Here is a 23,642-nt window from a genome sequence, read left to right as displayed (position 1 = left end):
TAGGTTAGTGATCATGATGGCGGTCGTGGTGAGCGCTCTCATCACGACAAACTTCGCCGGGCAGTTCGAGTTCAATCGTGGTATGACTTAACTGATACGGTAGCAATGCTTTGTCTATCGCTTCCTTCAAATAGCGGCGTTGCTCACTTTCGATATCCTCATCAAGCACCAAATGGGCTGTTAGCACGTGATGCTCACCGTCAAGTGACCAAAAATGCAGGTGATGCACGTCTACCACATTCGGTAATTGCTTCAGGGTTGCTGTGACTGCTTCCACCGTGCCATTGTCCGGTGCCGCTTGGAAAAATAAGCGGGCAGTTTCATGTAAGTTGCGAATCACGTTAAATAATATGAACACCGTGAACGCAATCGACAACAGTGGATCGAGAATCGGCCAATCCACAAACAGTAACACAATGCCGACAATCAGCACCGCAACCCAACCCAACACGTCTTCTATTAAATGCCAATTGATGATGCGCTCGTTTAAACTTTTACCCTTCGATAATTTAAACGCAGCGAAACCATTTACCGCAATGCCGAGAACCGCTAAAGCAATCATGCCATTAGCCATGGGCATTTGCGGATCCCACAGCCGTGGAATTGCTTCCAATAACACCCAAGTTGAGCCAACGATCAGCACGACAGCGTTAATAAAGGCACCCGCTAAACTCAAACGACGATACCCGTAAGTAAACTGACTATTCGCGCGCTTACGGCCTAACTTGTTGAGTATCCACGCCATGCCCAGCGATAGACTATCACCCAAATCATGCACCGCATCGGCCAAAATCGCCGTACTGTTGGTCAGCACACCACCAATAAACTCAATAATGGTGAAGCAAAAGTTGAGCAGGAATGCCCAACCCAAGCGCTCCGATGCCATATCTTTGCTGTGATCGTGATGGTGATGGCCCATAAGTATTCCGTTAACGCTTCATCGTGAGTGTTTTTAGCATGTCATCACCGGTATCGGTGTTTAACGTAATCAGCGACCAAACCGCTGATAGAACCAGAATAACCGTGTGGGTAATCCAACTATCGAAATTAATATCAACCACAAAGCTAATAAGCCACGCGCCCAAATAGGTGAGGCCAATACTTGGCAAACAGAAAATGGCAAAAGCTACCGCAACAACCCCGGTAGCCAGTACAACGTTGAGTAATTTTTTTAACATGAATAAACTTTAAGTATTAAGGCTTTGAAGGTCAGAATACTATGTATCTGGGCTGCTGACTATCAGCCGAGGTATTGCTTTAATAACATTTTCGACTAAACCCCTTTTAGTACCAAATTTTAATATTTATTGGTATTGAGGGGGTGTTGTGGCGAAAAATACGAGTATCAGCTTAGGCGCTCACTTCGACCAGTTTGTCGATCAACTTATTGAAAGTGGTCGATATGCTTCAGTAAGTGAAGTTATTCGAGCGGGTTTACGTAAGCTTGAGGAAGAACATTTAGCGACAGCGTTAGGAAGTTTTGATGAGGTAATTTTGTGCTTACCATAACCCGAATCCGCTTACACGCCACAAGTATCCATATTTGTTGGACGTTCAAACTAACTTATTGAGTGAATTAAAAACAACGGTTGTCATTCTGCTCATGGCAACTGACGATACGGCATCGATTCGCCTATCACGATTAAACCCAACATCCGAATTTACCCACTCACTGCCGCCGATGTTGAACCTAAATCTTTTTTAAATACCAGTACCACCAGATAAACTAGGGCAAACGGTGGAATAATTGAAAGTACTACACCGAGCAAACCGGCTAAAACTGGAGTCTGTGTTTTGCGACGACCAAGGTAATAACACAATACACCCATTATGAAGGCGAATAATGCGATGAACTCGCCGAGCAACGTCACATTAATATTCAATTGAACTCTCCCTGTGGTTTATAACCTTTGTATAGTGTGCACGCTCATTTTGCTATAAGTGACAACAGGAGCATTGTTTAAAATATGTAATTGAAAGTAAGACATATTTATCAGCGATGCAAGGCAAGATGCTATTGCTGTGCAAAGTAGAGTATGGCACCAACAAAAAAGGCCCTTGCGGGCCTTTTCCAATCGAACAAATTTATTCCACCGTAACCGATTTCGCCAAGTTTCGCGGCTGATCCACATCAGTGCCTTTAATGATAGCAACGAAGTAGGAGAGCAACTGAAGCGGAATGGTATAAACAATCGGTGCAATCAGTTCGTCACAGTGCGTGACGTTGATGACGCGCATGCTGTCATCACCCTTGAAGTGGGCGTCTTTGTCGGCAAACACATACATGATGCCGCCACGAGCACGCACTTCTTCAACATTTGATTTAAGTTTCTCAAGCAATTCATCGTTTGGTGCCACCACAATCACTGGCATATCTGCGTCAATGAGTGCCAGCGGGCCGTGCTTCAATTCACCGGCGGCATAAGCTTCAGCGTGAATATAAGAAATTTCTTTGAGCTTTAACGCACCTTCCATCGCAATGGGGTATTGCGTGCCACGCCCTAAGAACAAGCTATGGAACTTGTCCGCAAACTCAGGCGCCAAGGCTTCAATGGCATCACTCAGCAATAACGCTTCTTCGAGCTTCGCTGGCAACGTCTTCAGCGATTTCAACACAGCTTCTTGTTGTGAAGCTGGCATACCGCGGAACTGACCTATGGCCAATGTTAACATCAACAAACCGACTAACTGGGTGGTGAATGCTTTGGTTGATGCCACACCTATTTCGGTTCCGGCACGCGTCATATAAGCTAAGTCGGATTCACGCACCATCGACGAGGTGCTGACGTTACAAATGGTGAGGCTGCCTTTATAGCCCAATTCTTTGCTTAAACGCAGTGCCGCTAAAGTGTCCGCCGTTTCACCAGACTGTGAAATAGTGACCAACAAGCTATTGGGATGCACGTGCGATTGGCGATAACGGAATTCTGAGGCAATTTCGACGTTACATGACACGCCCGCCATCGATTCGAGCCAATAGCGCGCAACCATGCCCGCATGATACGACGTACCACACGCGACAATTTGCACATGTTCAATATCTTTTAATAAATCTAACGAACCGTTACCGAACACATCGTCTGCCACATGACCATCCACAATACGGCCCTCTAAGGCGTTACGCACGGCGCTTGGTTGCTCATGAATTTCTTTGAGCATGAAGTGGCGATATTCGCCTTTACCACCAGCGTCATAGTTACCGTCTGATTCGTGAATTTCGCGTTCAACACGTTCGCCGTTGGCGTCATAAACTTTCACTTCGGTACGGTTAATGTCAGCCATGTCGCCTTCTTCGAGGTACATGAACTTACGCGTGACTGGTAACAATGCAAGTTGGTCAGAGGCAACAAAATTCTCGCCAATACCTAAACCGATCACCAACGGACTGCCAGAGCGAGCCACGATCAAGCGGCCTGGTTCGCGGCAATCCATAACCACCGTGCCATAAGCACCTTCTAATTGGCGCACTGCTGCTTGAACGGCTTCAAACAAGTCGTCGTGAGTTTTACGCTCATGATGCACTAAGTGACAAATCACCTCGGTGTCGGTATCTGACGCAAAGGTATAACCTAAGCCTTTTAACTGCTCACGTAGTTTATCGTGATTTTCGATAATACCGTTGTGCACCACGGCAATGCAGTCTTCTGAAATATGTGGGTGAGCGTTTGCTTCAGTAACGCCGCCATGGGTTGCCCAACGGGTATGTGCGATACCAGTTGTACCCGATAGTGGGTGCTCACCAACGGCATCTTTAAGCGCTTGAACTTTACCAGTTCGACGAACGCTCTCGATTACGCCTTGTTCGTTTAATACAGCCAAACCCGCAGAATCGTAACCGCGGTATTCAAGACGTTTTAAACCTTCAATGAGAATTTCGCTAATACGGCGCTCAGAAGTTGCGCCAACAATTCCACACATATCGCTTATCCTTTTTTCACTGGACGTTGCCAGCCACTAATATTCCGTTGTTTACCGCGCGCAACCGCTAGTTCTTCGTCTTCCACACTCTTGGTCACCGTTGAACCGGCTCCTACCGTTGCGTTTTTACCAACACGAACCGGAGCAACCAACGAGCTATTTGATCCGATAAACGCGCCATCATCAATCTCGGTCACAAATTTATTTACACCGTCGTAGTTACAGGTGATAGTGCCCGCGCCTATGTTCACGTCAGCACCAATTTGTGCATCACCAAGGTAGGTGAGGTGGCTCGCTTTTGAGCCTTTACCCATGCGCGTTTTCTTAATTTCAACAAAGTTACCAACTTGCACGCCTTCAGCTAAGTCAGCGCCTGGGCGTAAGCGAACAAATGGACCAACGGCGCAATTTTCAGCTAACACGGCATCTTCTATGACGCTGTTTGCTTTCACGCGTGAGCCAGCCCCAATTTTACAATTGCGCAGTACACAGTTGCTTTCGATAACGACGCCTTCGCCAAGTTCCACTCGGCCTTCAAAAATAACATTCACGTCAACCACAACGTCGTTGGCAATGATCACCTCACCGCGCACATCAACACGAGCTGGATCCATTAACGTGGCGCCGTCTAACATCAATTGCTCGGCTTGACGCGCTTGGTACGCGCGCTCTAGCCCTGCCAATTGCACCCGATTGTTCGCACCTTCCACTTCGCTAATCGCCTGTGGCTGCGCCGTTGCGATGTTCACGCCTTCCGCGGCGGCCATGGCAACAATATCCGTCAGATAATATTCACCTTGAGCATTGTTATTCGACAACTTGCCTAACCAGCGTTTCAATGCCGCCCCACTCACCGCCATCATGCCGGTGTTTACTTCGGTAATGTTTAACTGCTCGGCGCTGGCATCTTTTTGCTCAACAATGCCGACAACCGCATGATTCGCATCACGCACAATACGGCCATAACCGGTCGGATCAGGCAAAGTCACGGTGAGTAATGCTAAATCAGTATTCGCAGCTGCAGCTAACAAGGCTTGCAACGTTTCTGTACGAGTTAACGGCACATCACCGTATAAAATCAAAATCCTTTGATTGTCTTGAATGTGCGGCACAACTTGCTGCACCGCGTGACCAGTGCCCAGCTGCTGTGCTTGCTCAACAAAATTAAGCGTTTGTCCGGCAAGTTTTTCCATTAATACATCGCCACCGTGGCCATAAATGACATGCACGTGGTCTGGTTCTAGCGAACGCGCTGTATCAATCACATGTTGAACCATCGGTTTATGGGCAACTGGATGCAATACCTTCGGTAGCGCCGAACGCATGCGAGTGCCTTTACCCGCAGCAAGTACAACAACACTCAGAGACATGAATCCTTCCATTTCTGTATTCGAATAAAAGTGATGGGCTATTTTAAAGCCGTTTACAACAAATTAACAGGCGAAAAAAAGACCCGCAAACCGAGATTTACGGGTCTTTTCATTTTCTTAAAGCTTGGCGTGCTGATTATTTGCGTAGTTTGCGAATAACCTGCAACTGAGCCATCGCTCGAGCCAGTTCTGCCGCCGCTTCTGCGTAGCTTAAATCAGAACTTTGATCTGCAATTGCTTCTTCAGCATGTTTCATAGCTTCTAGAGCTTTTTGTTCATCAAGCTCTTCACCACGAATGGCCGTATCAGCAAGGACCGAGACGTTATGCGGCTGCACTTCAAGCACACCACCAGCAACGTAGATGATTTCTTCTTCGCCACCTTCTTTAACCACTCGCACCATACCTGGCTTGATTGTGGTTAAAAGCGGGGCGTGACCTGGGTGAATACCCAGCTCACCTTCGCTACCGGTCACTTGCAGGGTCTCAACGGCACCAGAGAACAAACGTTCTTCGGCGCTGACCACATCAAGCTGTACAGTTTTAGCTGCCATTTAAACCTCCCGGTTTATTACATTTTCTTGGCTTTTTCGACCGCTTCTTCGATGCTACCAACCATATAGAACGCTTGTTCTGGAAGGTCGTCGTAGTCACCGTTTAAGATGCCTTTAAAGCCAGCGATGGTATCTTTCAACGATACATATTTACCTGGTGAGCCGGTGAATACTTCAGCAACGAAGAACGGCTGTGACAGGAAACGCTGAATTTTACGCGCACGAGCTACGGTCATCTTGTCTTCTTCAGACAATTCGTCCATACCCAAGATTGCGATGATATCTTTCAGCTCCTTGTAACGCTGTAATACTGACTGAACGCCACGCGCTACGTCGTAGTGTTCTTTACCGATTACCAATGGGTCCAACTGACGTGACGTTGAATCCAACGGGTCAACCGCAGGGTAGATACCCAATGACGCGATGTCACGTGACAATACAACAGTCGCATCTAAGTGAGCGAACGTGGTTGCTGGTGACGGGTCGGTCAAGTCATCCGCAGGTACGTAAACGGCCTGGATTGACGTGATTGAACCAGTTTTGGTTGAAGTAATACGTTCTTGAAGTACACCCATCTCTTCTGCAAGAGTTGGCTGGTAACCTACCGCAGAAGGCATACGACCTAGCAATGCTGATACTTCAGTACCGGCTAGGGTATAACGGTAGATGTTATCTACGAAGAACAGAACGTCACGACCTTCGTCACGGAACTTCTCTGCCATGGTCAAGCCGGTTAACGCAACGCGCAAACGGTTACCTGGAGGCTCGTTCATCTGACCGTAGACCAATGCTACTTTGTCGAGTACGTTTGAATCTTTCATTTCGTGATAGAAGTCATTACCCTCACGCGTACGCTCACCAACACCTGCGAATACTGAGTAGCCGCTGTGCTCGATAGCGATGTTACGGATAAGCTCCATCATGTTAACGGTTTTACCTACACCCGCACCACCGAACAGACCAACTTTACCACCCTTAGCGAACGGACAAATCAAGTCGATTACCTTGATACCGGTCTCTAACAGCTCAGTTGCACTTGACTGTTCTTCGTACGACGGTGCAGCACGGTGAATCGACATACGTTCTTCTTCACCGATATCGCCCGCTTCATCAATTGGCTCGCCCAATACGTTCATGATACGACCGAGGGTTTGTTTACCCACTGGTACCATGATTGGCTCGCCGGTGTTTTGAACGGTAATTCCACGACGCAGACCGTCGGTAGTACCAAGTGCGATACCACGCACGATACCACCGCCTAACTGCTGCTGAACTTCCAGGGTCAGACCCTTGAGGTCACCGTCGGTCACCTGCAGCGCGTCGTATACCTTTGGCACGTCTGTTTGTGGAAATTCGATATCCACAACCGCGCCAATAATTTGCACGACCTTACCTTGACTCATGACATTTCCTCTAACTCTAAAATTCTTGCAAGCTTCGCCTTAAACCGCTTCGGCGCCCGATACAATTTCCGAAATTTCCTGCGTGATCGCTGCTTGGCGTGCTTTGTTGTACACCAATTGCAGTTGATCGATGAGGTCTTCGGCGTTGTCGGTAGCGGCTTTCATTGCCACCATCCGCGCTGCCTGTTCACTAGCGATGTTGTCCACTACGCCCTGATACACTGTCGCTTCAACATAACGACGAATCAGTAATTCTAAAATTGGCTGTGGATTCGGCTCATACAAGTAGTCCCAGCTACCTGATTGAACTTCGTCACGAGACTCAGCTTTTGGCAACGGTAGCAATTGCGCTATCGTTGGTTCTTGCTTCATGGTGTTCACAAACTTGTTGTACACCACAAACAGGCGATCGATTTTGCCTTCATCAAAGGCATCTAACATTACCTGTACAGTCCCGAGCACATCATTCACGCTTGGCTTATCACCAAGACCTGATTTTTGCGCCAGTAAACGGCCTCCAAAGCGTTTAAAGAAACCCGTAGCCTTGTTACCTATGGCTGCGAAATCAACATCCACGCCGCTGTCTTTATATGCTTTAGCATGCTTAACCACCGCTTTAAATTCGTTGGTGTTTAAGCCGCCGCACAAACCGCGGTCAGTTGAAATCACAATGTAACCAACTCGTTTCACATCGCGCTCTTCTAAGTACGGATGCTTATATTCTAAGTTGGCATGGGCAACATGGCCGATCACCTTGCGAATGCTGTCCGCATACGGACGGCTTGAAGCCATACGTTCCTGCGCCTTTTTCATTTTAGACGCAGCAACCATCTCCATTGCACTGGTGATCTTCTGAGTATTATTAATACTCCCGATCTTGGTTTTTATCTCTTTACCGCCGGCCATGATATTCTCCTGTTAACTCAACGACTTGTGGCCACACATTGTGTAGCCACGCTCCGCTTACCAAGACTGCGTTTTCTTGAAGGCTTTCAAACCTTCGTGCAGCTTCGCTTCGATGTCGTCGTTATAGTTGCCAGTTTTATCAATATCAGCCATCAGTTCAGCGTGCTCGCTACGCATGTACGAAATTAACGCACCTTCGAAGTCGAGGATTTTGTCTTTCTCTACATCTTTCAGGTAACCCTTTTCTGCAGAGAAAATAGACACTGCCATTTCAGCCACGCTCATTGGCTTATATTGGTTTTGCTTCATCAGTTCAGTAACACGCTGACCGTGCTCAAGCTGTGAACGCGTTGCTTCGTCTAAGTCTGAAGCGAACTGCGCGAACGCTGCCAATTCACGATACTGTGCTAATGCCAAACGGATACCACCACCAAGTTTCTTAATGATCTTGGTCTGTGCTGCACCACCTACACGCGATACCGAGATACCAGCGTTAACAGCTGGACGGATACCGGCGTTGAACAAGTCAGTTTCTAAGAAGATCTGACCGTCGGTGATTGAAATCACGTTGGTTGGTACGAACGCTGATACGTCACCCGCTTGGGTTTCGATAATCGGTAGCGCTGTTAATGAACCCGTTTTACCTTTCACTTCACCGTTGGTGTACTTTTCAACGTAGTCAGCGTTTACACGCGCTGCACGCTCAAGTAGACGTGAGTGAAGATAGAAAACGTCACCTGGGTATGCTTCACGACCTGGCGGACGACGCAGCAACAATGAGATTTGACGATAAGCAACAGCTTGCTTCGACAAGTCATCGTATACGATCAATGCGTCTTCACCGCGGTCACGGAAGTATTCACCCATGGTACAACCTGAGTAGGCTGCCAAGTATTGCAACGCTGCTGATTCAGAAGCAGATGCTGCAACAACAATGGTGTTTTCCAATGCGCCGTGTTCTTCAAGCTTGCGTACCACGTTCGCGATGGTCGAGGCTTTCTGACCGATAGCAACGTAGACACACTTAATGCCTGAGTTTTTCTGGTTGATGATGGCATCGATTGCCAAAGCCGTTTTACCGGTTTGACGGTCACCGATGATCAACTCACGCTGACCACGACCTACTGGAATCATAGCATCGATTGATTTGTAACCAGTTTGTACTGGTTGATCAACTGATTGACGCTCGATTACACCTGGTGCGATTTTTTCAACTGGCTCGAAGCCGTCTGCTTCAATCGGACCTTTACCGTCAATTGGCTCACCTAAGGTGTTTACCACACGGCCTAATAAGGCACGACCAACCGGTACTTCTAAGATACGGCCAGTAGATTTAACTTTAACGCCTTCTTGCAAATCGGCATATGGACCCATAACAACGGCACCAACGGTGTCGCGCTCAAGGTTCAATGCGATAGCGTAACGATTGCCAGGAAGCTCAACCATCTCACCTTGCATACAGTCTGCAAGGCCGTGAATGCGAATAATACCGTCGGTTACAGATACGATGGTACCTTCGTTACGAGCTTCACTGACCACTTCGAACTGTTCAATTCGTTTTTTGATCAGCTCTGCGATTTCATTTGAATTCAGTTGCATGCTCAAGTCCCCAATTAGGATTGCAGTGCGTGTGCAAGTCGATCTAACTTGCCGCGCACCGTGCCGTCGATTACCGTGTCACCGGCTTTAATGTATAAGCCACTGACAATTGCTGCATCGACAGTGCAATTCAGCTTAACTTTGCGTGAAAAACGTTTTTCTAACGTTTTCGCTAGATTGTCCTGCTGTTTCTTCGTCAATTTCACCGCTGAAGTTACGTCTACAGCGATTTCTTTTTCGTAGTCGGCGCGCAGTTCAGCGAACAACGCAACCACAGCAGATAAAGCTTTCAAACGGCCATTTTCAGCCATAACGCGAACAAAATTCTGGGCTTTATCGTCCAGTTGCTCACCACATACGTTGATGAAAACTTCAACTTTCTTTTCTAGCGTTTCGGCGCTGCTCAAAAACATAGCCATGGTGGCATCATTTGCTACCGCAGCAGCAAAGGCCAACATTTCGTGCCATTTTTCGATAGCGCCGTTCTCTACTGCAAAATCAAAAGCTGCTTTTGCATAGGGGCGAGCAACCGTAGTCAATTCTGACATTTGCACAAACCCCTTTGGTTAGAGTTCAGCGACCAGTTTTTCAACGATGTCACTGTGAGCGTCTTTATCAATTTCACGCTCGATGATTTTGCTTGCACCAGCAACAGCTAATACAGCTACTTGCTTGCGCAATTCTTCGCGTAAGCGATTGCGTTCAGCTTCAACTTCAGCGTGACCAGCGGCGATAATTGCTTCGCGCTCAGTCTCACCACGTTGCTTGCCTTCTTCAACCGTTTGCTCAGCGCGTTTCTTCGCTTGAGCAATGATTTCAGCAGCTTGCGCTTTCGCTTCTTTCAGTTCGTCAGCAATTTTTGCCTGAGCAAGCTCTAAGTCTTTTTCGGCACGTTCGCCGGCTGCAAGACCATCAGCAATTTTCTTCTGACGAGCTTCAATCGCATTATTTAGCGGAGGCCATACGAACTTCATACAAAACAGTACGAAGACGATGAACGCGATTAATTCTCCGATCAGGGTCATGTTTATATTCATTAACCCCCCCTCCTATAAGTTCTATCGTTCGAAAGTTGAATGGCTTATTAAGCAGCGAACAATAAGAACATGGCGATACCAACACCGATCATAGCAACGGCGTCGATAAGACCAGCTAGGATGAACATTTTAACTTGCAAAGAAGGCGCTAATTCTGGCTGACGTGCACACGCTTCCAAGAATTTACCACCCATGTTACCGAAGCCAAGACCAGTACCGATAGCACCGAAACCGATCAATAAAGCTACAGCGATGTATTTAAGACCTAATGCTAGTTCCATTGTTTTCTCCAATATTTCAAAGGTTAATGTTAAAAAGTAAAACTAAATAAAAACAAAAATTAATGGCTTTCTGAGCTGGCCATGCTTAAGTAAACAATGGTCAGCATCATGAATACGAACGCCTGCAGCACGATAACCAGAATATGGAATACCGCCCATACAAAGTGCAGTGGTAACTGGAACAAGCCAATTGCACCAATCAAGATGAAGATCATCTCACCGGCGTAAAGGTTACCAAATAGACGCAACGCCAATGAAAACGGCTTCGCGACCAATGCGATAAGCTCAAGCAATAAGTTAAATGGAATTAACAGTGCCTGAACAACTGGGTTGCTTGCGCTAAATGGATGCAAGGTCAATTCTTTGATGAAGCCCATCACACCTTTAATGCGGATTGAGTAGCCAATCATCAGTAAGAATACGCCGATAGCCAAGCCTGCAGTCATGTTCAAGTCAGTGGTCGGTACAATCTTCATGTAGACATCATGTGAGTCCATACCAAAGAATGTTGCGCCAACCCAGCCAGCAAACGCAGGTAAGAAGTCAACTGGAATCAAGTCCATCAGGTTCATCAAGAAAACCCAGACGAAAATGGTTAAAGCGAGTGGAGCAATGAGTTTGCTCTTACCATGGAAGGTGTCGCGCACGTTGGTGGCGACAAGTTCAATGATCATTTCGATAAAGCACTGCATTTTACCCGGTACGCCGGTATGTGCTTTTTTCGCCGCTGAGCGGAAGATCATTAAGAACAGGATGCCAAGTCCGATCGACCAAGCGAGTGTGTCAATGTGCCATGTCCAGAACCCTGCATCACTACACGCTTTGTTGAACTCAATTCCGGCATCGGTTGAGCACATTTTGGCGTTAGTTAAGTGGTGCTGGATATGACTCTGGAGCGTTAACTCTTCTGCAGCCATGTTGTTTCCCACAATTTTAAGTTGATTTTAAAAATAAAATTGGTGCTAGCCATTGCACTATAAGAGCCGCGATGTAACCGCTCAAAACCGCACTAAACGGGAGCGTGGTAAACACCAGCAGGCCTATGAGCAAGACCACAGCGAAGCTGATTTTCAAAGCTTCGCCAGCAAAAAAGTTACTGACGATTTGTTTCGCCGCACGGGCGCCGCCTTGTGAAAAAGCGCGCCACGCAAACAGTGCTGTTGGAATAATCACGGCTAATCCGCCGCCAACAACACCCCAAAAATATGTATATCCAGCAATCGGTTGTACGAGGGAAAACACACAGGCCAGCAAAAATATAGTGCCGACTTGGGCGCGAATTAACTTCGCTGCGAGCTGTTTTCCGGTTGCTGTCAGAGTCTGTTTCACGGGCTAAAAACCTCGGTTAAAAGCCCGCGATAGTATAAAGATTTGGCGTTGAATTGCAAACAAATTGGGATGGTTAACTATCGTGTTCTACCTGAAAGTGGGTGAGTATGCCATCTAGTTCATCTAAGCTGCTGTAATTAATGACAACTTTACCTTTTCCTTTGCGCCCATGATTGATCGCAACATTGGCACCAAGCCGTTCGCTGAGACGTTGTTCTAAGCGTTGAATATCTGCGTCAGGCTGTGCTTTTGCTGGCTTTTCCTTTGCCGGCTCTAAGGCTTGACGGACAACTTTTTCAGCTTCTCGAACCGTCATACCTTTGGCGGCAATCAAACGCGCAATTTCTGCCTGTGGTTCGCCCTCTAATGCGAGCAATAATTTGGCGTGACCTAATTCAATATCACCGCGTTCTAACAAGGTTTTCGTTTCTTGCTGTAAGTTATTTAAGCGCAGCAAGTTCGTGACAGTTGCACGCGATTTACCAACCGCATCTGCTACTTCTTGATGGGTTAATTGGAATTCAGTTAATAAGCGTTGCAACGCGGTCGCTTCTTCCATCGCATTAAGATCTTCACGCTGGATATTCTCTATTAATGCAATGGCAACGGCCGCTTCATCTGGCACTGATTTAATTAAGCAAGGTACTTCTTGTAAACGTGCCATCTGAGCTGCGCGCCAACGTCGCTCACCGGCTATAATTTCATACTTTTCGTGAGCAACTTCACGCACCACAATGGGTTGAATAATACCTTGGGCTTTAATTGAGGCAGCAAGATCTTCTAACGCCTCAGGTGTCATGTCTTTGCGAGGTTGGTATTTACCTGGTTGCAACCACTCAATAGGTAACTTTTGTAATTCACCTTTGCTGTAATCAACTTCCGGTGCACCGTCATGTTGCTCTTTATCGCGAGCGGTTTTGCTGGTGGTTAATAACGCGTCGAGACCGCGTCCAAGTCCTCGTTTTTTTGCAGACATAAAGCGTTTTTTCCTTAAGCTTCAGCCGCTGCTTCGGCCTTTTTTTGTTGTTCAGCACGGCGTATCAATTCACCAGCAAGCGCCAAATAAGCTTTTGCACCCGCCGATGATTTATCGTAATACATTGCAGGCGAGCCAAAACTTGGGGCTTCTGCTAAACGTACGTTTCGTGGAATGACCGTGCGATAGACTTTTTCGCCAAAGTGATTTTTTAACTGCTCGGATACATCGTTGGCAAGTCTGTTGCGCGGATCATACATAGTACGCAGAATTCCCTCGATTGTTAAGCGCGGGTTTACGGCCTCAGAAAGACGCTCAATCGTATCCATTAAAGCGGTAAGCCCCTCGAGTGCAAAGTACTCACACTGCATAGGCACCAGAACCGAATCAGCTGCCGCCATTGCGTTCACTGTTAGCATGCTCAGTGAAGGTGGGCAATCGATAAAAATAAAATCGTATTGGTCAACAACCGGCTTAAGTGCTGTTGCTAAGCGTTGTTCACGAGCGAACTCTTCCATTAATTTGATATCGGCAGCGGTGGTATCACCATTGGCAGCAATTAAGTGATATTTCCCGTTGGTTTCTCGAATAATGACATCTTGCGCTGGCTTCTGCTCAACCAAAAGTTCGTAGGCGGTATTTTCAACGTCATATTTATCAACACCGCTCCCCATGGTTGCGTTGCCTTGCGGATCGAGATCAATGAGTAAAACTTTTCGACGTGTTGCCGCCATGGATGCAGCTAAATTCACCGCCGTGGTGGTTTTGCCCACGCCGCCTTTTTGGTTGGCAATCGCAATAATTCTGCCCACAGGACTAACCTCTCGTTGTTATTATAACCAAATGGCGTTCGCCTTCGGCGTCGGGAACCTGTAATCGAATAATATCTTCAACATTAAATTGCGGCGGTAATTGCTCTAATTCGGCCGCTGGGTAGACGCCTTTTAAGGCATAAAACTTACCATGTTCGTTTGGCAAGTGTTCACACCAACTCAGCATATCATCAAGCGAGGCAAACGCTCTACTTATCACACCATCAAATTTTAGGTCAGGTTGATAGTCTTCTACACGACTTTGCACAGCCGTTACATTCTTAAGATCTAATTCGTGACATACCTGACGAATAAATCGAATACGTTTACCCAAACTATCGAGCAAGACAAACTCTTTATCAGGCGCGGTAATCGCCAATGGCAAACCCGGAAGACCAGGCCCCGTGCCAACATCAATAAACCGCTGACCTTGTAAGTGCGGTAATACTACTAAGCTATCCATGATGTGACGGCTGAGCATTTGTTGCGGGTCACGCACCGACGTTAAGTTATAAGCTTTATTCCATTTATGCAGCAACTCAACCAACTTTACCAGTTGTTGTTGCTGCAATTCTGTAATATCTAACGTTGTTTGAGCGAGTAATTGTTTTAATTGTGACAGCATGAGTTAAGCGCTTTTACGCAACAGTCCTTGTTTTTTTAAGTGTACCAACAACATCGAAATAGCTGCCGGGGTAATACCTGAAATTCGCGATGCTTTGCCCACTGTTTCAGGTTGATGTTGATTTAGCTTCGCAACCACTTCATTGGACAATCCTTTGATAGTCGCGTAATCAAAATTATGTGGCAACTGTGTATTTTCATGACGTTGCTGCTTCGCTATTTCGTCTTGCTGACGCGCTATATAGCCTGCGTACTTGGTTTGAATTTCAACTTGCTCGGCCGCTTTTTCATCAGTTAAGCCTGGTCCTATACTCTCAATTTTCATTAAATCGGCATAGGTAATTTCTGGTCGACGCAGGAGTTCTTCACCATTCACTTCACGGGTAATTGGTGTTTTTACTAACGCATTGACTTGTGCCACAGCTGGATGATCTTTGTGGATCCAAGTGGTTCGCAAACGTTGCTGTTCTTGTTCGATGGCTTCCATCTTAGCGTTGAATGCAGCCCATCGTGTATCGTCAACTAAACCAAGCTGACGACCGGTTTCCGTTAGCCGCATATCGGCATTGTCTTCTCGCAATAACAAACGATATTCAGCGCGTGAAGTGAACATACGATAAGGCTCTTTTGTGCCTAACGTACTTAGATCATCGATCAATACGCCCATGTATGATTGGTCGCGCCGCGGTGCCCAACCCTCTTTATCCTGTACTTGCAGTGCAGCATTTGCACCTGCCACAAGGCCTTGAGCACCCGCTTCTTCATAACCGGTTGTGCCATTAATTTGGCCGGCGAAAAATAAACCATGAATATGCTTGGTTTCGAGTGTTTGCTTCAAATCCCGCGGGTCAAAATAGTCATACTCAATGGCATAACCAGGGCGCGTAATGTGAGCATTTTCAAAACCTTTTATTGAACGCACAAGAGCCACTTGCACATCAAATGGCAGACTAGTTGAAATACCATTTGGATAAAGTTCATTGGTATTTAAACCTTCAGGTTCAACGAAAATTTGGTGGGCATCTTTATCGCTAAAGCGCATTACTTTGTCTTCAATTGATGGACAATAGCGAGGCCCTACGCCTTCAATAACACCTGAATACATTGGTGAACGATCTAAACCGCCATGAATAATTTCATGTGTGCGCAAATTGGTGTGTGTGATGTAACACGAAATTTGCTGCGGATGATCAGCTTGTGATCCCATAAATGAAAATATTGGTGTTGGGGTATCACCGGGTTGTTCTTGCATGACACTGAAATCAACAGTTTTAGCATCGATACGCGGTGGTGTGCCGGTTTTTAAACGATCCACTCGTAACGGCAATTCACGTAACCGTTTCGCCAAGTTGTTGGCTGGAGGATCGCCAGCACGACCACCTTGATAATTGTTCAAACCAATATGAATTTGACCACCAAGGAAGGTTCCAACAGTTAATACGACGGTTTTTGCAGAGAATTTCAATCCCATTTGGGTAACAACACCAACCACGCGATCGTTTTCGACGATCAGATCATCACAAGCTTGCTGAAACAAACTCAAGTTGGGTTGGTTTTCTAACATATGCCGAATGGCCGCTTTGTATAACGCACGATCGGCTTGAGCTCGTGTGGCACGAACGGCAGGACCTTTTGAGGAATTTAATGTACGAAATTGAATACCAGCGAGATCCGCTGCATGTGCCATTGCACCGCCAAGTGCATCAATCTCTTTAACCAAATGCCCTTTACCAATACCACCGATAGCTGGGTTACACGACATTTGACCCAGTGTGTCAATGTTGTGTGTCAGTAACAGCGTATTACAGCCCATACGAGCTGCGGCAAGCGCTGCTTCTGTGCCTGCATGTCCACCACCAATGACGATCACGTCATAATGCTGATGGTAAGAAGAGGTGTTTGGCATACTTTGCGATCCTAGAATTAACTCTGCGTGAATGTAGAACGTAGCCGGTTATTTTAACCTGATTTAGTCAAGATCAAAACGGTTAAATTTTAGTCCCGAATTGGTAAAGGATCTAATTAATAAATTAAGATCTTTTTTTTTGATCTTTTATTTCTATTCTTATTAGTGTTGAGATTTTTGTGGATAACCATCGCAACGCTATATGAGGCAAGGATCAGAACGATCGGTAAAGATGTGATCAGATCATGATCCTTTCGGTGATCAAACGGTGGATAACCTAGCGAGTTATACACAGGTGAAGTTATTCACAGAATTATTAAGTGGATATAAACAGACTTTAACCGATCTTATACAACGACTATTCACAGTAATTGGATAAAAGAATGCAGCCATGTTGATGATTTTTCGTCCGGATCGTCTTGTGACATATCAATTTCTAGGTGTGTGATCAGTCGTTTTGCACCTAAAATTGCTAGCATGGCGTCACAATCACGACCTGCGGCGCAGAATGTATCGTAGCAGCTATCACCAACAGCAATAACACCGTAACGAAGGCCGGAAAGCTGAGGTTTATGAGTGTGCAGTTCCTCTGCAAAATTAAGCATGGAATCAGCGTATTCACCGGCACCATGGCTTGCCACACAGCAAAGCCAGACCGACTGTTCAGTCAGGCTTTCCATTAGATCAGAGTAGTCTGGTTCGTAATGAAGGGTGGTGCTGTAGCCGGCTTCTTGAAGTTGAGTTGATAGTTGATCAGCAAGATATTCGGTATTGCCAGAAGTGGTTGCAACAAGGATGTCGATAGTTTGCATAGTTGGCTCTCTTAACTGATGGCCACGACTTTATTGCGACCCTCCAGTTTTGCTTGTTGTAAAGCGCGAGTTGCGCGCTCAACGGTTTTATCAATACTTTCACCAAATTGTACTTGGGCAACACCAAAGCTGCCACGTATTGGTAAAATTAAATCGTCGATATGGAGTACTGGGAGCTTATGGCGAAGCTCGTTTGCGCGTTTTGTTGCCTCTTCAATATCTAAATTAGGGAGGAACACCACAAAGGTATCTTGCTCACAGCGGCATAAAAGTTCACTGTCGCGAAGTTCATTTTTGATAATTTGCGACGATTGTCGAAGTACTTCATCGCCGGTCGTTTGACCGTATTCGTCATTTATTTTTTTGAAGTTATCCAGATTGTACAACGCGATGCAATGATTCTGATTGGGTCGAGAAGATTTCACGACTTGGGTGACCAACGATTTAAATAGCCATTTGGTCGGTAAATCGGTTAATAAGTCGAGCATACTTAGCTCGGCCAATTGATTGTTGCGTTGCATAAGAGCCGGAATAGATACAGCAAAGTACGAAATGGCTGCGGTGATATATAGGGCAAATTGGTATGTTATTGATTGATCGGTAACATCGAATACACCGACACCAAAGGCCATAAAAACTGTGATAGTGACCAAACTGGCTGTTGCATAAGAAGTTCGTTCAGTTAATACAATCCAAAGTTGTGGAATACTGACAAAAAATACGAAATAGGCGACACCAGGATGCGTTATTTTACTGTCGAGAATGAGAATTCCGATAACTGCCGAAACAGCGACAATCAGTTTTAATAAAAAGGGTTTTAAATCAGCGCGAAGCCTACGGTCGTGGGCATAGAATTCATCAAGCCATGGCAGCCGTTTACGAGAAAATCTTGGCAGAATGAGGCACATTAATGGCGCGATAACCATCACCCCAACCAAGTCGCCGAGCCACCAAGCAAACCAACCTTCTTCCAAAATACCACTGTTCGTTTCTGTCGTGAATTCCCACACCATCAAACCAGATAATGCAGCAAGTAACGCGGCAAGTGCATAAATAACGAGTAATCCGATAATACGTTGTGGCAAACCATGTTGAGCAAAGTGGCTTAGCCAGTGTCGTGCTAATAATCCACCGAGGCCGTAAGGGACAGTATGAGCAAGAGCGAAGAGGGTCGCCGATGCAAGATGCGCAGGGTCAAAGCCTTGCTCAAATTGTTCTGCGAATCGAAAAGACACGAAAAATACGGCAAGAAATATAGGGATGAAAGCGCGTTTACCGAAGATTAAGAATCCGGCAATGGAAACTCCCGCAGGCATGTACCAGAGGCTGATAAATTCCGCGAAAGCCATAATGTTTGCTGCATAAAATGTGCCTATCCAAAAAAGGAACAGGAGCACATAGGCGCTCGTTTTCACGAAATTTTTCCTCGAGTTTGTTTTTAAGATTCAAAAACACGAAAGATGGATTGATTGTTGCACTATTTTTAATGGCATGACAAGGCTTGAAAAACCAAAGAAAGCGACAAACAACAGGATTTTACCTGTCAATGCAATGGAGCTAGTACCGTGAAGTTGTTAAAGTAACGTCGTGCGCGCCTACATATAGAGAATAACTAATGAAAAAATCATTTATTTTGATTGCGACGGGATTTGTCGCATCTATGTCGTTAAACCTAGCCGAAGCCTCGGCTGTGTCGCAAACCAAAGGGTCTTTTGTTGATAAATTTCGTCAGCTTGATGAAGTGTTACCAACCCCAAACGTCTACCGTAACGCAGCGGGTGAGCCAGGTGAAAAATATTGGCAACAGCAAGCAGACTACAACATTAAAGTGCGTTTGGATGAAGATAAGCGCCGTATCGACGCACAACAAACCATTCAATATCACAATAACTCGCCGTATACCCTTAAATATATCTGGGTTCATTTAGATCAGAATATTTTTCGTTCGGACTCGATGGCTGAGCGCACCGCTACGTTTAATAGCAAGCCAGATGTCAGCTTGGGAGGTGTTGATAAACCAGCACGTATTTCGCTGAATCAGCTACGCCGCCAACAATTTATGGCCGACAACGAGCTTGGCTTTAACATTAAGCGAGTTGCGAATGGAAATAATGATCTCGACTTTGTGATTGTTGGTACCAACATGCGTGTTGATTTGCCGACTCCACTCAAACCAGGGCAAAAAACCGAGTTAGGAATTGACTTTGGCTTTAACATTGTTGAAGAAGATGCGGTTGGTGCACGCTCAGGTTATGAGCATTTTCCAGATGATGCTCGTGAAGGCGGTAATGATATTTTCTTAATGGCGCAATGGTTCCCGCGCGTTGTTGCTTTTACGGACTATGAAGCTTGGACCAATAAAGAGTTCTTAGGTAGCGGTGAATTCACCTTAGAATTCGGCGATTACAGCGTTGAAATTGATGTACCAGCTGATCATATCGTGTCTTCAACAGGCGTATTGAAAAATGAACGCGCGGTATTAACCCCAACGCAACGTAAACGCCTTGAAGAAGCTAAAGATGCCGATAAGCCAGTATTCGTAGTAACGCCAGAAGAAGCGCTTGAGAACGAGAAAGAAGGTACAGATAAACGGAAAGTCTGGAAGTTTGAGGCTGAAAACGTACGTGATTTTGCTTGGGCATCGTCGCGTAAATTTATTTGGGATGCTCAAGGTTATCAGCAAGGTGGCGATGTGCAGCCACTCGTTATGGCCATGTCATTTTACCCGAAAGAAGGTGGTGAGCTGTGGGAGAAATACTCAACAGCATCCGTGATTCACACCATGGAAGTTTACTCGCGTTTCTCGTTTGATTACCCGTACCCAACGTCACAGTCAGTCAATGGCCCAGTGGGCGGTATGGAATATCCAATGATCACGTTTAACGGCCCGCGTACTGTTTTACAGGACGATGGAAGCCGCACGTACAGCTTGTCTGAAAAACGTTTCTTGATTGGCGTGGTTATTCACGAAATTGGGCATATTTATTTCCCAATGATTGTGAACTCAGATGAACGTCAGTGGACCTGGATGGATGAAGGCTTAAATAGCTTTCTAGATGGTGTTGCTGGACGTGAATGGGATCCGACAATTCCTTGGGGCGTAGAACCACGTTCAATAGTGGACTACATGAAATCGACCAACCAAGTACCGATTATGACGCAATCGGATAGCGTTTTAAATTTGGGCCCAAATGCGTATACCAAGCCGGCGGCAGCGTTAAACATTTTGCGCGAAGTTATCTTGGGTCGTGAATTATTCGATTTCGCTTTCAAAGAATACGCGCAGCGCTGGGCATTTAAACGTCCAACGCCATCAGACTTTTTCCGTACTATGGAAGAAGCGTCTGGTGTTGATCTCGATTGGTTCTGGCGTGGCTGGTTCTACTCGACTGATCACGTCGATATCAGTTTAGATCGTGTCTATCAGTTACAACTTGATACTGAAAACCCAGACATTGATTGGGAACGTCGTCGCCAAGAGGAAGCCAACAAGCCAACCTCATTGTTTGTGCAGCGCAACGAAGCGGAAGGTCGCAAAACTTGGGTTGAAAAGAACCCAAATATCCGCGATTTTCATGATGAAAACGATCGTTTTACCGTTACTAACAAGCAACGTAATGCGTATCAAAGCTTCCTCGAAAAATTAGAGCCATGGGAGCGCCGTGTATTTGATCGCGCCATTGCCGAAGATAAAAACTACTATGTTTTAGACTTTAATAACGTCGGCGGCTTGGTTATGCCTATTTTGTTGCAAATGACCTATGCTGATGGCAGCAAAGAGGATATGTATATTCCGGCTGAAATTTGGCGCCGTAATGCGAAATCGGTCAGTAAGCTAATTGTGACTGAGAAAGAAGTGACTGAATTTGCTGTCGATCCAAATTGGGAAACGGCGGATGTCGATATTGAAAATAACTATTATCCTCGCCGCATTATGAAGTCTCGCATTGAAGCTTATAAATGGCAGCGTACGACAGACCACGTCTCGCGTGACATCATGCAAGATGCGAAAACAAAGCTAAAGTCAGAAGACGATAAGTCGGAAGATAAGGAGTAATCAACAATGCGTCAGTTGTTTTTAGCATTGTTGAGTGTGATTGCAATAGGGTTGATGAGCGCGACCAGCGCTCATCAACTGCACACTGCAAGTACAACGGTTTTATTTAATGAGCGCACCGGCCATATCGAGGTGCTGCATCGATTTTTTCTGCACGATGCTGAACATGCTGTAAAACAATTATTTGATAAGAAAGCGGATATCCATCAACTCAAGCGCACTCAAGCGCAATTCAGCGCTTATGTAATTGAGCGCTTTGGGCTTCAAACTTTAACAGGCGACACGCTTGAATTAAGCGAAGTTGGTTATGAAATTGATGGAAATAACTTTTGGATTTATCAAGAAACACCTATTGTAGACGGTCTAGACGGCTTACGGATTCGCCACAAAGCGTTGCATGATATTTGGCCAAATCAGCAAAATTTGGTTAATGTTGAAGGTCTTGGACCCATTCAAAGCGTGACATTCCAGCAAAAAGACGAGTGGCTGGAAGTTCGCTTCTAAGTCAGGAGGCATGCCATGGTGCGCATGTTTATCGCTTTTCTATGTGCTGTAGTTGGTGCTGCTTTGGTCGGCACTGTCATTCAAACCCAGTTTAATCTTGCCGAGCTAACCGCGCTGTCGGTCGATATTGAAATGTCGACCCGAATGGAGACGATTCTTCATGATCTACTTCATTTTGGACCCGTCATTGCGCTTATCTTAACGCCAACTTTATTGATTGCGTTTATTGTTGCGCGTGGACTCAGTCATTTCTTGCCTAAATTTGAACGTATTTGGTTTATTGTTGGTGGCGGTGTTGGCCTTGCTTGTGCTTTCATTGTCGTCGATAGTCTGGCGCCAATGCCGACGTTAATAGCAGCCAATCGGACATTACTCGGATTCTTGTTGATGAGTGCAACCGGTGCTTTTGCGGGTTGGATTTTCGATAGATTATGGCATCCACAACCACGTGAACTTGCCGAGGAGTTGCCGCGATGAAACGACTCATGATGGGTTTAGTTTTACTGATTGCGACAAGCGCAGTAACGCAAGCAGCCACGCTACGCACGGAAATTTTGGCTGAAAAATTAAACTTTCCCTGGTCTGTTGCCGAATTACCTGAAGGCGGATTTTTGGTGACCGAACGTTCGGGTCAGCTTGTATTTATCAGTGAATCTGGTAACAAGCGTACAGTGGAACTCGATCTGCCTGATCTCTATGTTGCAGCGCAAGCCGGATTGTTTGAAGTGTTGTTAGCGCCAGATTTTATGACGACTCGAGAACTAGTGCTGAGCTATTCGTGTGGTACTGAGCGTGCCAATAATACCTGCGTGGTGCGTGGAATATTGAGTCCTCAACCGCCGTACAGTCTTCTAAATACGCAAAATATCTTTACGGCGCTACCTAAAAAGGAAGGTGCCGCGCACTATGGCGCTCGAATGACTTGGCTGCCTGACGCAACCTTATTAATAGCGCTAGGCGATGGTTTTGTGTATCGCGAGCAGGCGCAAAAATTAGATAATCACCTCGGTAAAATTGTTCGCGTCACCCGCAATGGTGAAGCGCCTGATGACAACCCATTCAACCACTCTCAGGCCCCAGAAATATTTAGCTATGGGCATCGCAATGTGCAGGGGCTGATTTACGATGCCGCGCGCGATGCCATTTGGCAGCATGAACATGGGCCTAAAGGCGGTGACGAGTTAAATAAAATTGTAAAGGGCGGGAATTATGGCTGGCCGATTGCTACGTTTGGTATTGATTATACCGGTGCAAAGGTTTCGCCGTTTCGTGAATTGCCGGGTGTTAAACCGCCACTGTATCTATGGACACCATCACTGGCGCCAGCAGGACTCGCATTGTACAAAGGTGATTTGTTGGTGACGCATTTAGCCGGAAAGCGGCTGCAGAGATTACGTCTTGTCGATGATCAGTGGCAGTTGGAAGGCGAATATCTACAAGATATTAATGCGCGCTTGCGGGCGGTTTATGTGGCACCTTCGGGACGAATTTTAGTACTTACCGACAGCGCTGAAGGACAACTACTAGAAGTTTTTTTTGAAGATTAAGGAAGCAA

The 23,642-nt window shown here is 46.1% G+C and carries 26 protein-coding genes; 6 read left to right on the top strand and 20 right to left on the bottom strand.

The window, feature by feature from the left end:
* Nucleotides 1-4: 4 nt before the first annotated feature.
* Nucleotides 5-919, bottom strand: a complete 915-nt coding sequence (locus tag CWI76_RS08360) for a cation diffusion facilitator family transporter (protein WP_126759871.1) — start codon at nucleotides 917-919, stop codon at nucleotides 5-7.
* Between the two features lie 10 nt (nucleotides 920-929).
* Nucleotides 930-1,178 (bottom strand): hypothetical protein, encoded by a 249-nt coding sequence (locus CWI76_RS08355; RefSeq protein ID WP_126759870.1) that lies wholly within the window; start codon nucleotides 1,176-1,178, stop codon nucleotides 930-932.
* A gap of 148 nt (nucleotides 1,179-1,326) precedes the next feature.
* Between CWI76_RS08355 and CWI76_RS08350 the strand changes: the two genes are divergently transcribed.
* Both CWI76_RS08350 and CWI76_RS11805 read left to right on the top strand, forming a co-directional pair.
* Entirely contained in the window at nucleotides 1,327-1,509 is a 183-nt protein-coding gene (locus tag CWI76_RS08350) for a type II toxin-antitoxin system ParD family antitoxin (protein WP_198678587.1), read from the top strand.
* Between the two features lie 34 nt (nucleotides 1,510-1,543).
* A complete protein-coding gene (locus CWI76_RS11805; RefSeq protein WP_198678597.1) occupies nucleotides 1,544-1,705 on the top strand; it encodes a hypothetical protein in 162 nt (53 codons plus the stop codon).
* On the opposite strand, the gene CWI76_RS08340 is transcribed toward CWI76_RS11805, so the two are convergent.
* The 18 genes from CWI76_RS08340 to CWI76_RS08255 all read right to left on the bottom strand — a co-directional run bounded on the left by CWI76_RS08340 (nucleotide 1,662) and on the right by CWI76_RS08255 (nucleotide 18,875).
* The gene (locus CWI76_RS08340; protein WP_126759869.1) at nucleotides 1,662-1,883 is read right to left on the bottom strand and encodes a hypothetical protein; all 222 of its coding nucleotides are present in this window, start codon (nucleotides 1,881-1,883) and stop codon (nucleotides 1,662-1,664) included. The two genes, CWI76_RS11805 and CWI76_RS08340, sit on opposite strands and share 44 nt — an antisense overlap.
* A 202-nt stretch (nucleotides 1,884-2,085) precedes the next feature.
* A complete protein-coding gene (gene glmS, locus CWI76_RS08335; protein WP_126759868.1) occupies nucleotides 2,086-3,918 on the bottom strand; it encodes a glutamine--fructose-6-phosphate transaminase (isomerizing) in 1,833 nt (610 codons plus the stop codon).
* A 5-nt stretch (nucleotides 3,919-3,923) separates the two neighbouring features.
* Complete coding sequence (gene glmU / locus CWI76_RS08330; RefSeq protein WP_126759867.1) at nucleotides 3,924-5,288, bottom strand: bifunctional UDP-N-acetylglucosamine diphosphorylase/glucosamine-1-phosphate N-acetyltransferase GlmU; 1,365 nt, start codon at nucleotides 5,286-5,288, stop codon at nucleotides 3,924-3,926.
* Nucleotides 5,289-5,424: 136 nt separating this feature from the next.
* Nucleotides 5,425-5,841, bottom strand: a complete 417-nt coding sequence (locus tag CWI76_RS08325; protein WP_126759866.1) for a F0F1 ATP synthase subunit epsilon — start codon at nucleotides 5,839-5,841, stop codon at nucleotides 5,425-5,427.
* Between the two features lie 17 nt (nucleotides 5,842-5,858).
* Nucleotides 5,859-7,244, bottom strand: a complete 1,386-nt coding sequence (gene atpD, locus CWI76_RS08320; protein WP_126759865.1) for a F0F1 ATP synthase subunit beta — start codon at nucleotides 7,242-7,244, stop codon at nucleotides 5,859-5,861.
* A gap of 39 nt (nucleotides 7,245-7,283) precedes the next feature.
* Nucleotides 7,284-8,150: a F0F1 ATP synthase subunit gamma gene (gene atpG, locus CWI76_RS08315; RefSeq protein ID WP_126759864.1), complete on the bottom strand. Its 867-nt coding sequence runs from the start codon at nucleotides 8,148-8,150 to the stop codon at nucleotides 7,284-7,286.
* Between the two features lie 57 nt (nucleotides 8,151-8,207).
* Complete coding sequence (gene atpA / locus CWI76_RS08310) at nucleotides 8,208-9,749, bottom strand: F0F1 ATP synthase subunit alpha (protein WP_126759863.1); 1,542 nt, start codon at nucleotides 9,747-9,749, stop codon at nucleotides 8,208-8,210.
* 14 nt (nucleotides 9,750-9,763) lie between these two features.
* On the bottom strand, nucleotides 9,764-10,297 hold the full coding sequence (gene atpH, locus CWI76_RS08305) for a F0F1 ATP synthase subunit delta (protein ID WP_126759862.1): 534 nt from the start codon (nucleotides 10,295-10,297) through the stop codon (nucleotides 9,764-9,766).
* A gap of 18 nt (nucleotides 10,298-10,315) precedes the next feature.
* A complete protein-coding gene (gene atpF, locus CWI76_RS08300; protein WP_092858139.1) occupies nucleotides 10,316-10,786 on the bottom strand; it encodes a F0F1 ATP synthase subunit B in 471 nt (156 codons plus the stop codon).
* Nucleotides 10,787-10,833: 47 nt separating this feature from the next.
* Complete coding sequence (atpE, locus tag CWI76_RS08295; protein ID WP_055439916.1) at nucleotides 10,834-11,067, bottom strand: F0F1 ATP synthase subunit C; 234 nt, start codon at nucleotides 11,065-11,067, stop codon at nucleotides 10,834-10,836.
* A gap of 59 nt (nucleotides 11,068-11,126) precedes the next feature.
* On the bottom strand, nucleotides 11,127-11,984 hold the full coding sequence (gene atpB, locus CWI76_RS08290; RefSeq protein ID WP_126759861.1) for a F0F1 ATP synthase subunit A: 858 nt from the start codon (nucleotides 11,982-11,984) through the stop codon (nucleotides 11,127-11,129).
* Between the two features lie 16 nt (nucleotides 11,985-12,000).
* Nucleotides 12,001-12,396 carry an ATP synthase subunit I gene (locus CWI76_RS08285; protein WP_126759860.1) on the bottom strand — a complete coding sequence of 132 codons (396 nt, stop codon included), beginning with the start codon at nucleotides 12,394-12,396 and terminating at the stop codon, nucleotides 12,001-12,003.
* Between the two features lie 73 nt (nucleotides 12,397-12,469).
* Complete coding sequence (locus CWI76_RS08280) at nucleotides 12,470-13,372, bottom strand: ParB/RepB/Spo0J family partition protein (RefSeq protein ID WP_126759859.1); 903 nt, start codon at nucleotides 13,370-13,372, stop codon at nucleotides 12,470-12,472.
* 14 nt (nucleotides 13,373-13,386) lie between these two features.
* Nucleotides 13,387-14,184, bottom strand: a complete 798-nt coding sequence (locus tag CWI76_RS08275; protein WP_126759858.1) for a ParA family protein — start codon at nucleotides 14,182-14,184, stop codon at nucleotides 13,387-13,389.
* A gap of 4 nt (nucleotides 14,185-14,188) precedes the next feature.
* Nucleotides 14,189-14,809, bottom strand: coding sequence for a 16S rRNA (guanine(527)-N(7))-methyltransferase RsmG (rsmG, locus tag CWI76_RS08270; protein WP_126759857.1), 621 nt, complete (start codon nucleotides 14,807-14,809; stop codon nucleotides 14,189-14,191).
* Between the two features lie 3 nt (nucleotides 14,810-14,812).
* Complete coding sequence (gene mnmG, locus CWI76_RS08265; protein ID WP_126759856.1) at nucleotides 14,813-16,714, bottom strand: tRNA uridine-5-carboxymethylaminomethyl(34) synthesis enzyme MnmG; 1,902 nt, start codon at nucleotides 16,712-16,714, stop codon at nucleotides 14,813-14,815.
* Between the two features lie 362 nt (nucleotides 16,715-17,076).
* Nucleotides 17,077-17,526, bottom strand: coding sequence for a flavodoxin domain-containing protein (locus CWI76_RS08260; RefSeq protein ID WP_126759855.1), 450 nt, complete (start codon nucleotides 17,524-17,526; stop codon nucleotides 17,077-17,079).
* 11 nt (nucleotides 17,527-17,537) lie between these two features.
* Nucleotides 17,538-18,875 (bottom strand): sensor domain-containing diguanylate cyclase, encoded by a 1,338-nt coding sequence (locus CWI76_RS08255; protein WP_126759854.1) that lies wholly within the window; start codon nucleotides 18,873-18,875, stop codon nucleotides 17,538-17,540.
* A gap of 266 nt (nucleotides 18,876-19,141) precedes the next feature.
* Between CWI76_RS08255 and CWI76_RS08250 the strand changes: the two genes are divergently transcribed.
* The 4 genes from CWI76_RS08250 to CWI76_RS08235 are packed head-to-tail and all read left to right on the top strand — an operon-like array spanning nucleotide 19,142 to nucleotide 23,634.
* Nucleotides 19,142-21,583 carry a M1 family metallopeptidase gene (locus CWI76_RS08250; protein WP_126759853.1) on the top strand — a complete coding sequence of 814 codons (2,442 nt, stop codon included), beginning with the start codon at nucleotides 19,142-19,144 and terminating at the stop codon, nucleotides 21,581-21,583.
* 6 nt (nucleotides 21,584-21,589) lie between these two features.
* Nucleotides 21,590-22,087 (top strand): DUF6702 family protein, encoded by a 498-nt coding sequence (locus CWI76_RS08245; protein WP_126759852.1) that lies wholly within the window; start codon nucleotides 21,590-21,592, stop codon nucleotides 22,085-22,087.
* 15 nt (nucleotides 22,088-22,102) lie between these two features.
* Nucleotides 22,103-22,564, top strand: coding sequence for a hypothetical protein (locus CWI76_RS08240; RefSeq protein ID WP_126759851.1), 462 nt, complete (start codon nucleotides 22,103-22,105; stop codon nucleotides 22,562-22,564).
* Nucleotides 22,561-23,634 (top strand): PQQ-dependent sugar dehydrogenase, encoded by a 1,074-nt coding sequence (locus CWI76_RS08235; RefSeq protein WP_126759850.1) that lies wholly within the window; start codon nucleotides 22,561-22,563, stop codon nucleotides 23,632-23,634. The genes CWI76_RS08240 and CWI76_RS08235 overlap by 4 nt, the downstream gene beginning before the upstream one ends.
* The last annotated feature ends 8 nt before the right edge of the window (nucleotides 23,635-23,642 follow it).

The sequence above is a fragment of the Pseudidiomarina marina genome (genome assembly GCF_003987045.1).
Lineage (GTDB): Bacteria > Pseudomonadota > Gammaproteobacteria > Enterobacterales > Alteromonadaceae > Pseudidiomarina > Pseudidiomarina marina.
This window is presented reverse-complemented; position numbering and strand designations above follow the sequence as displayed.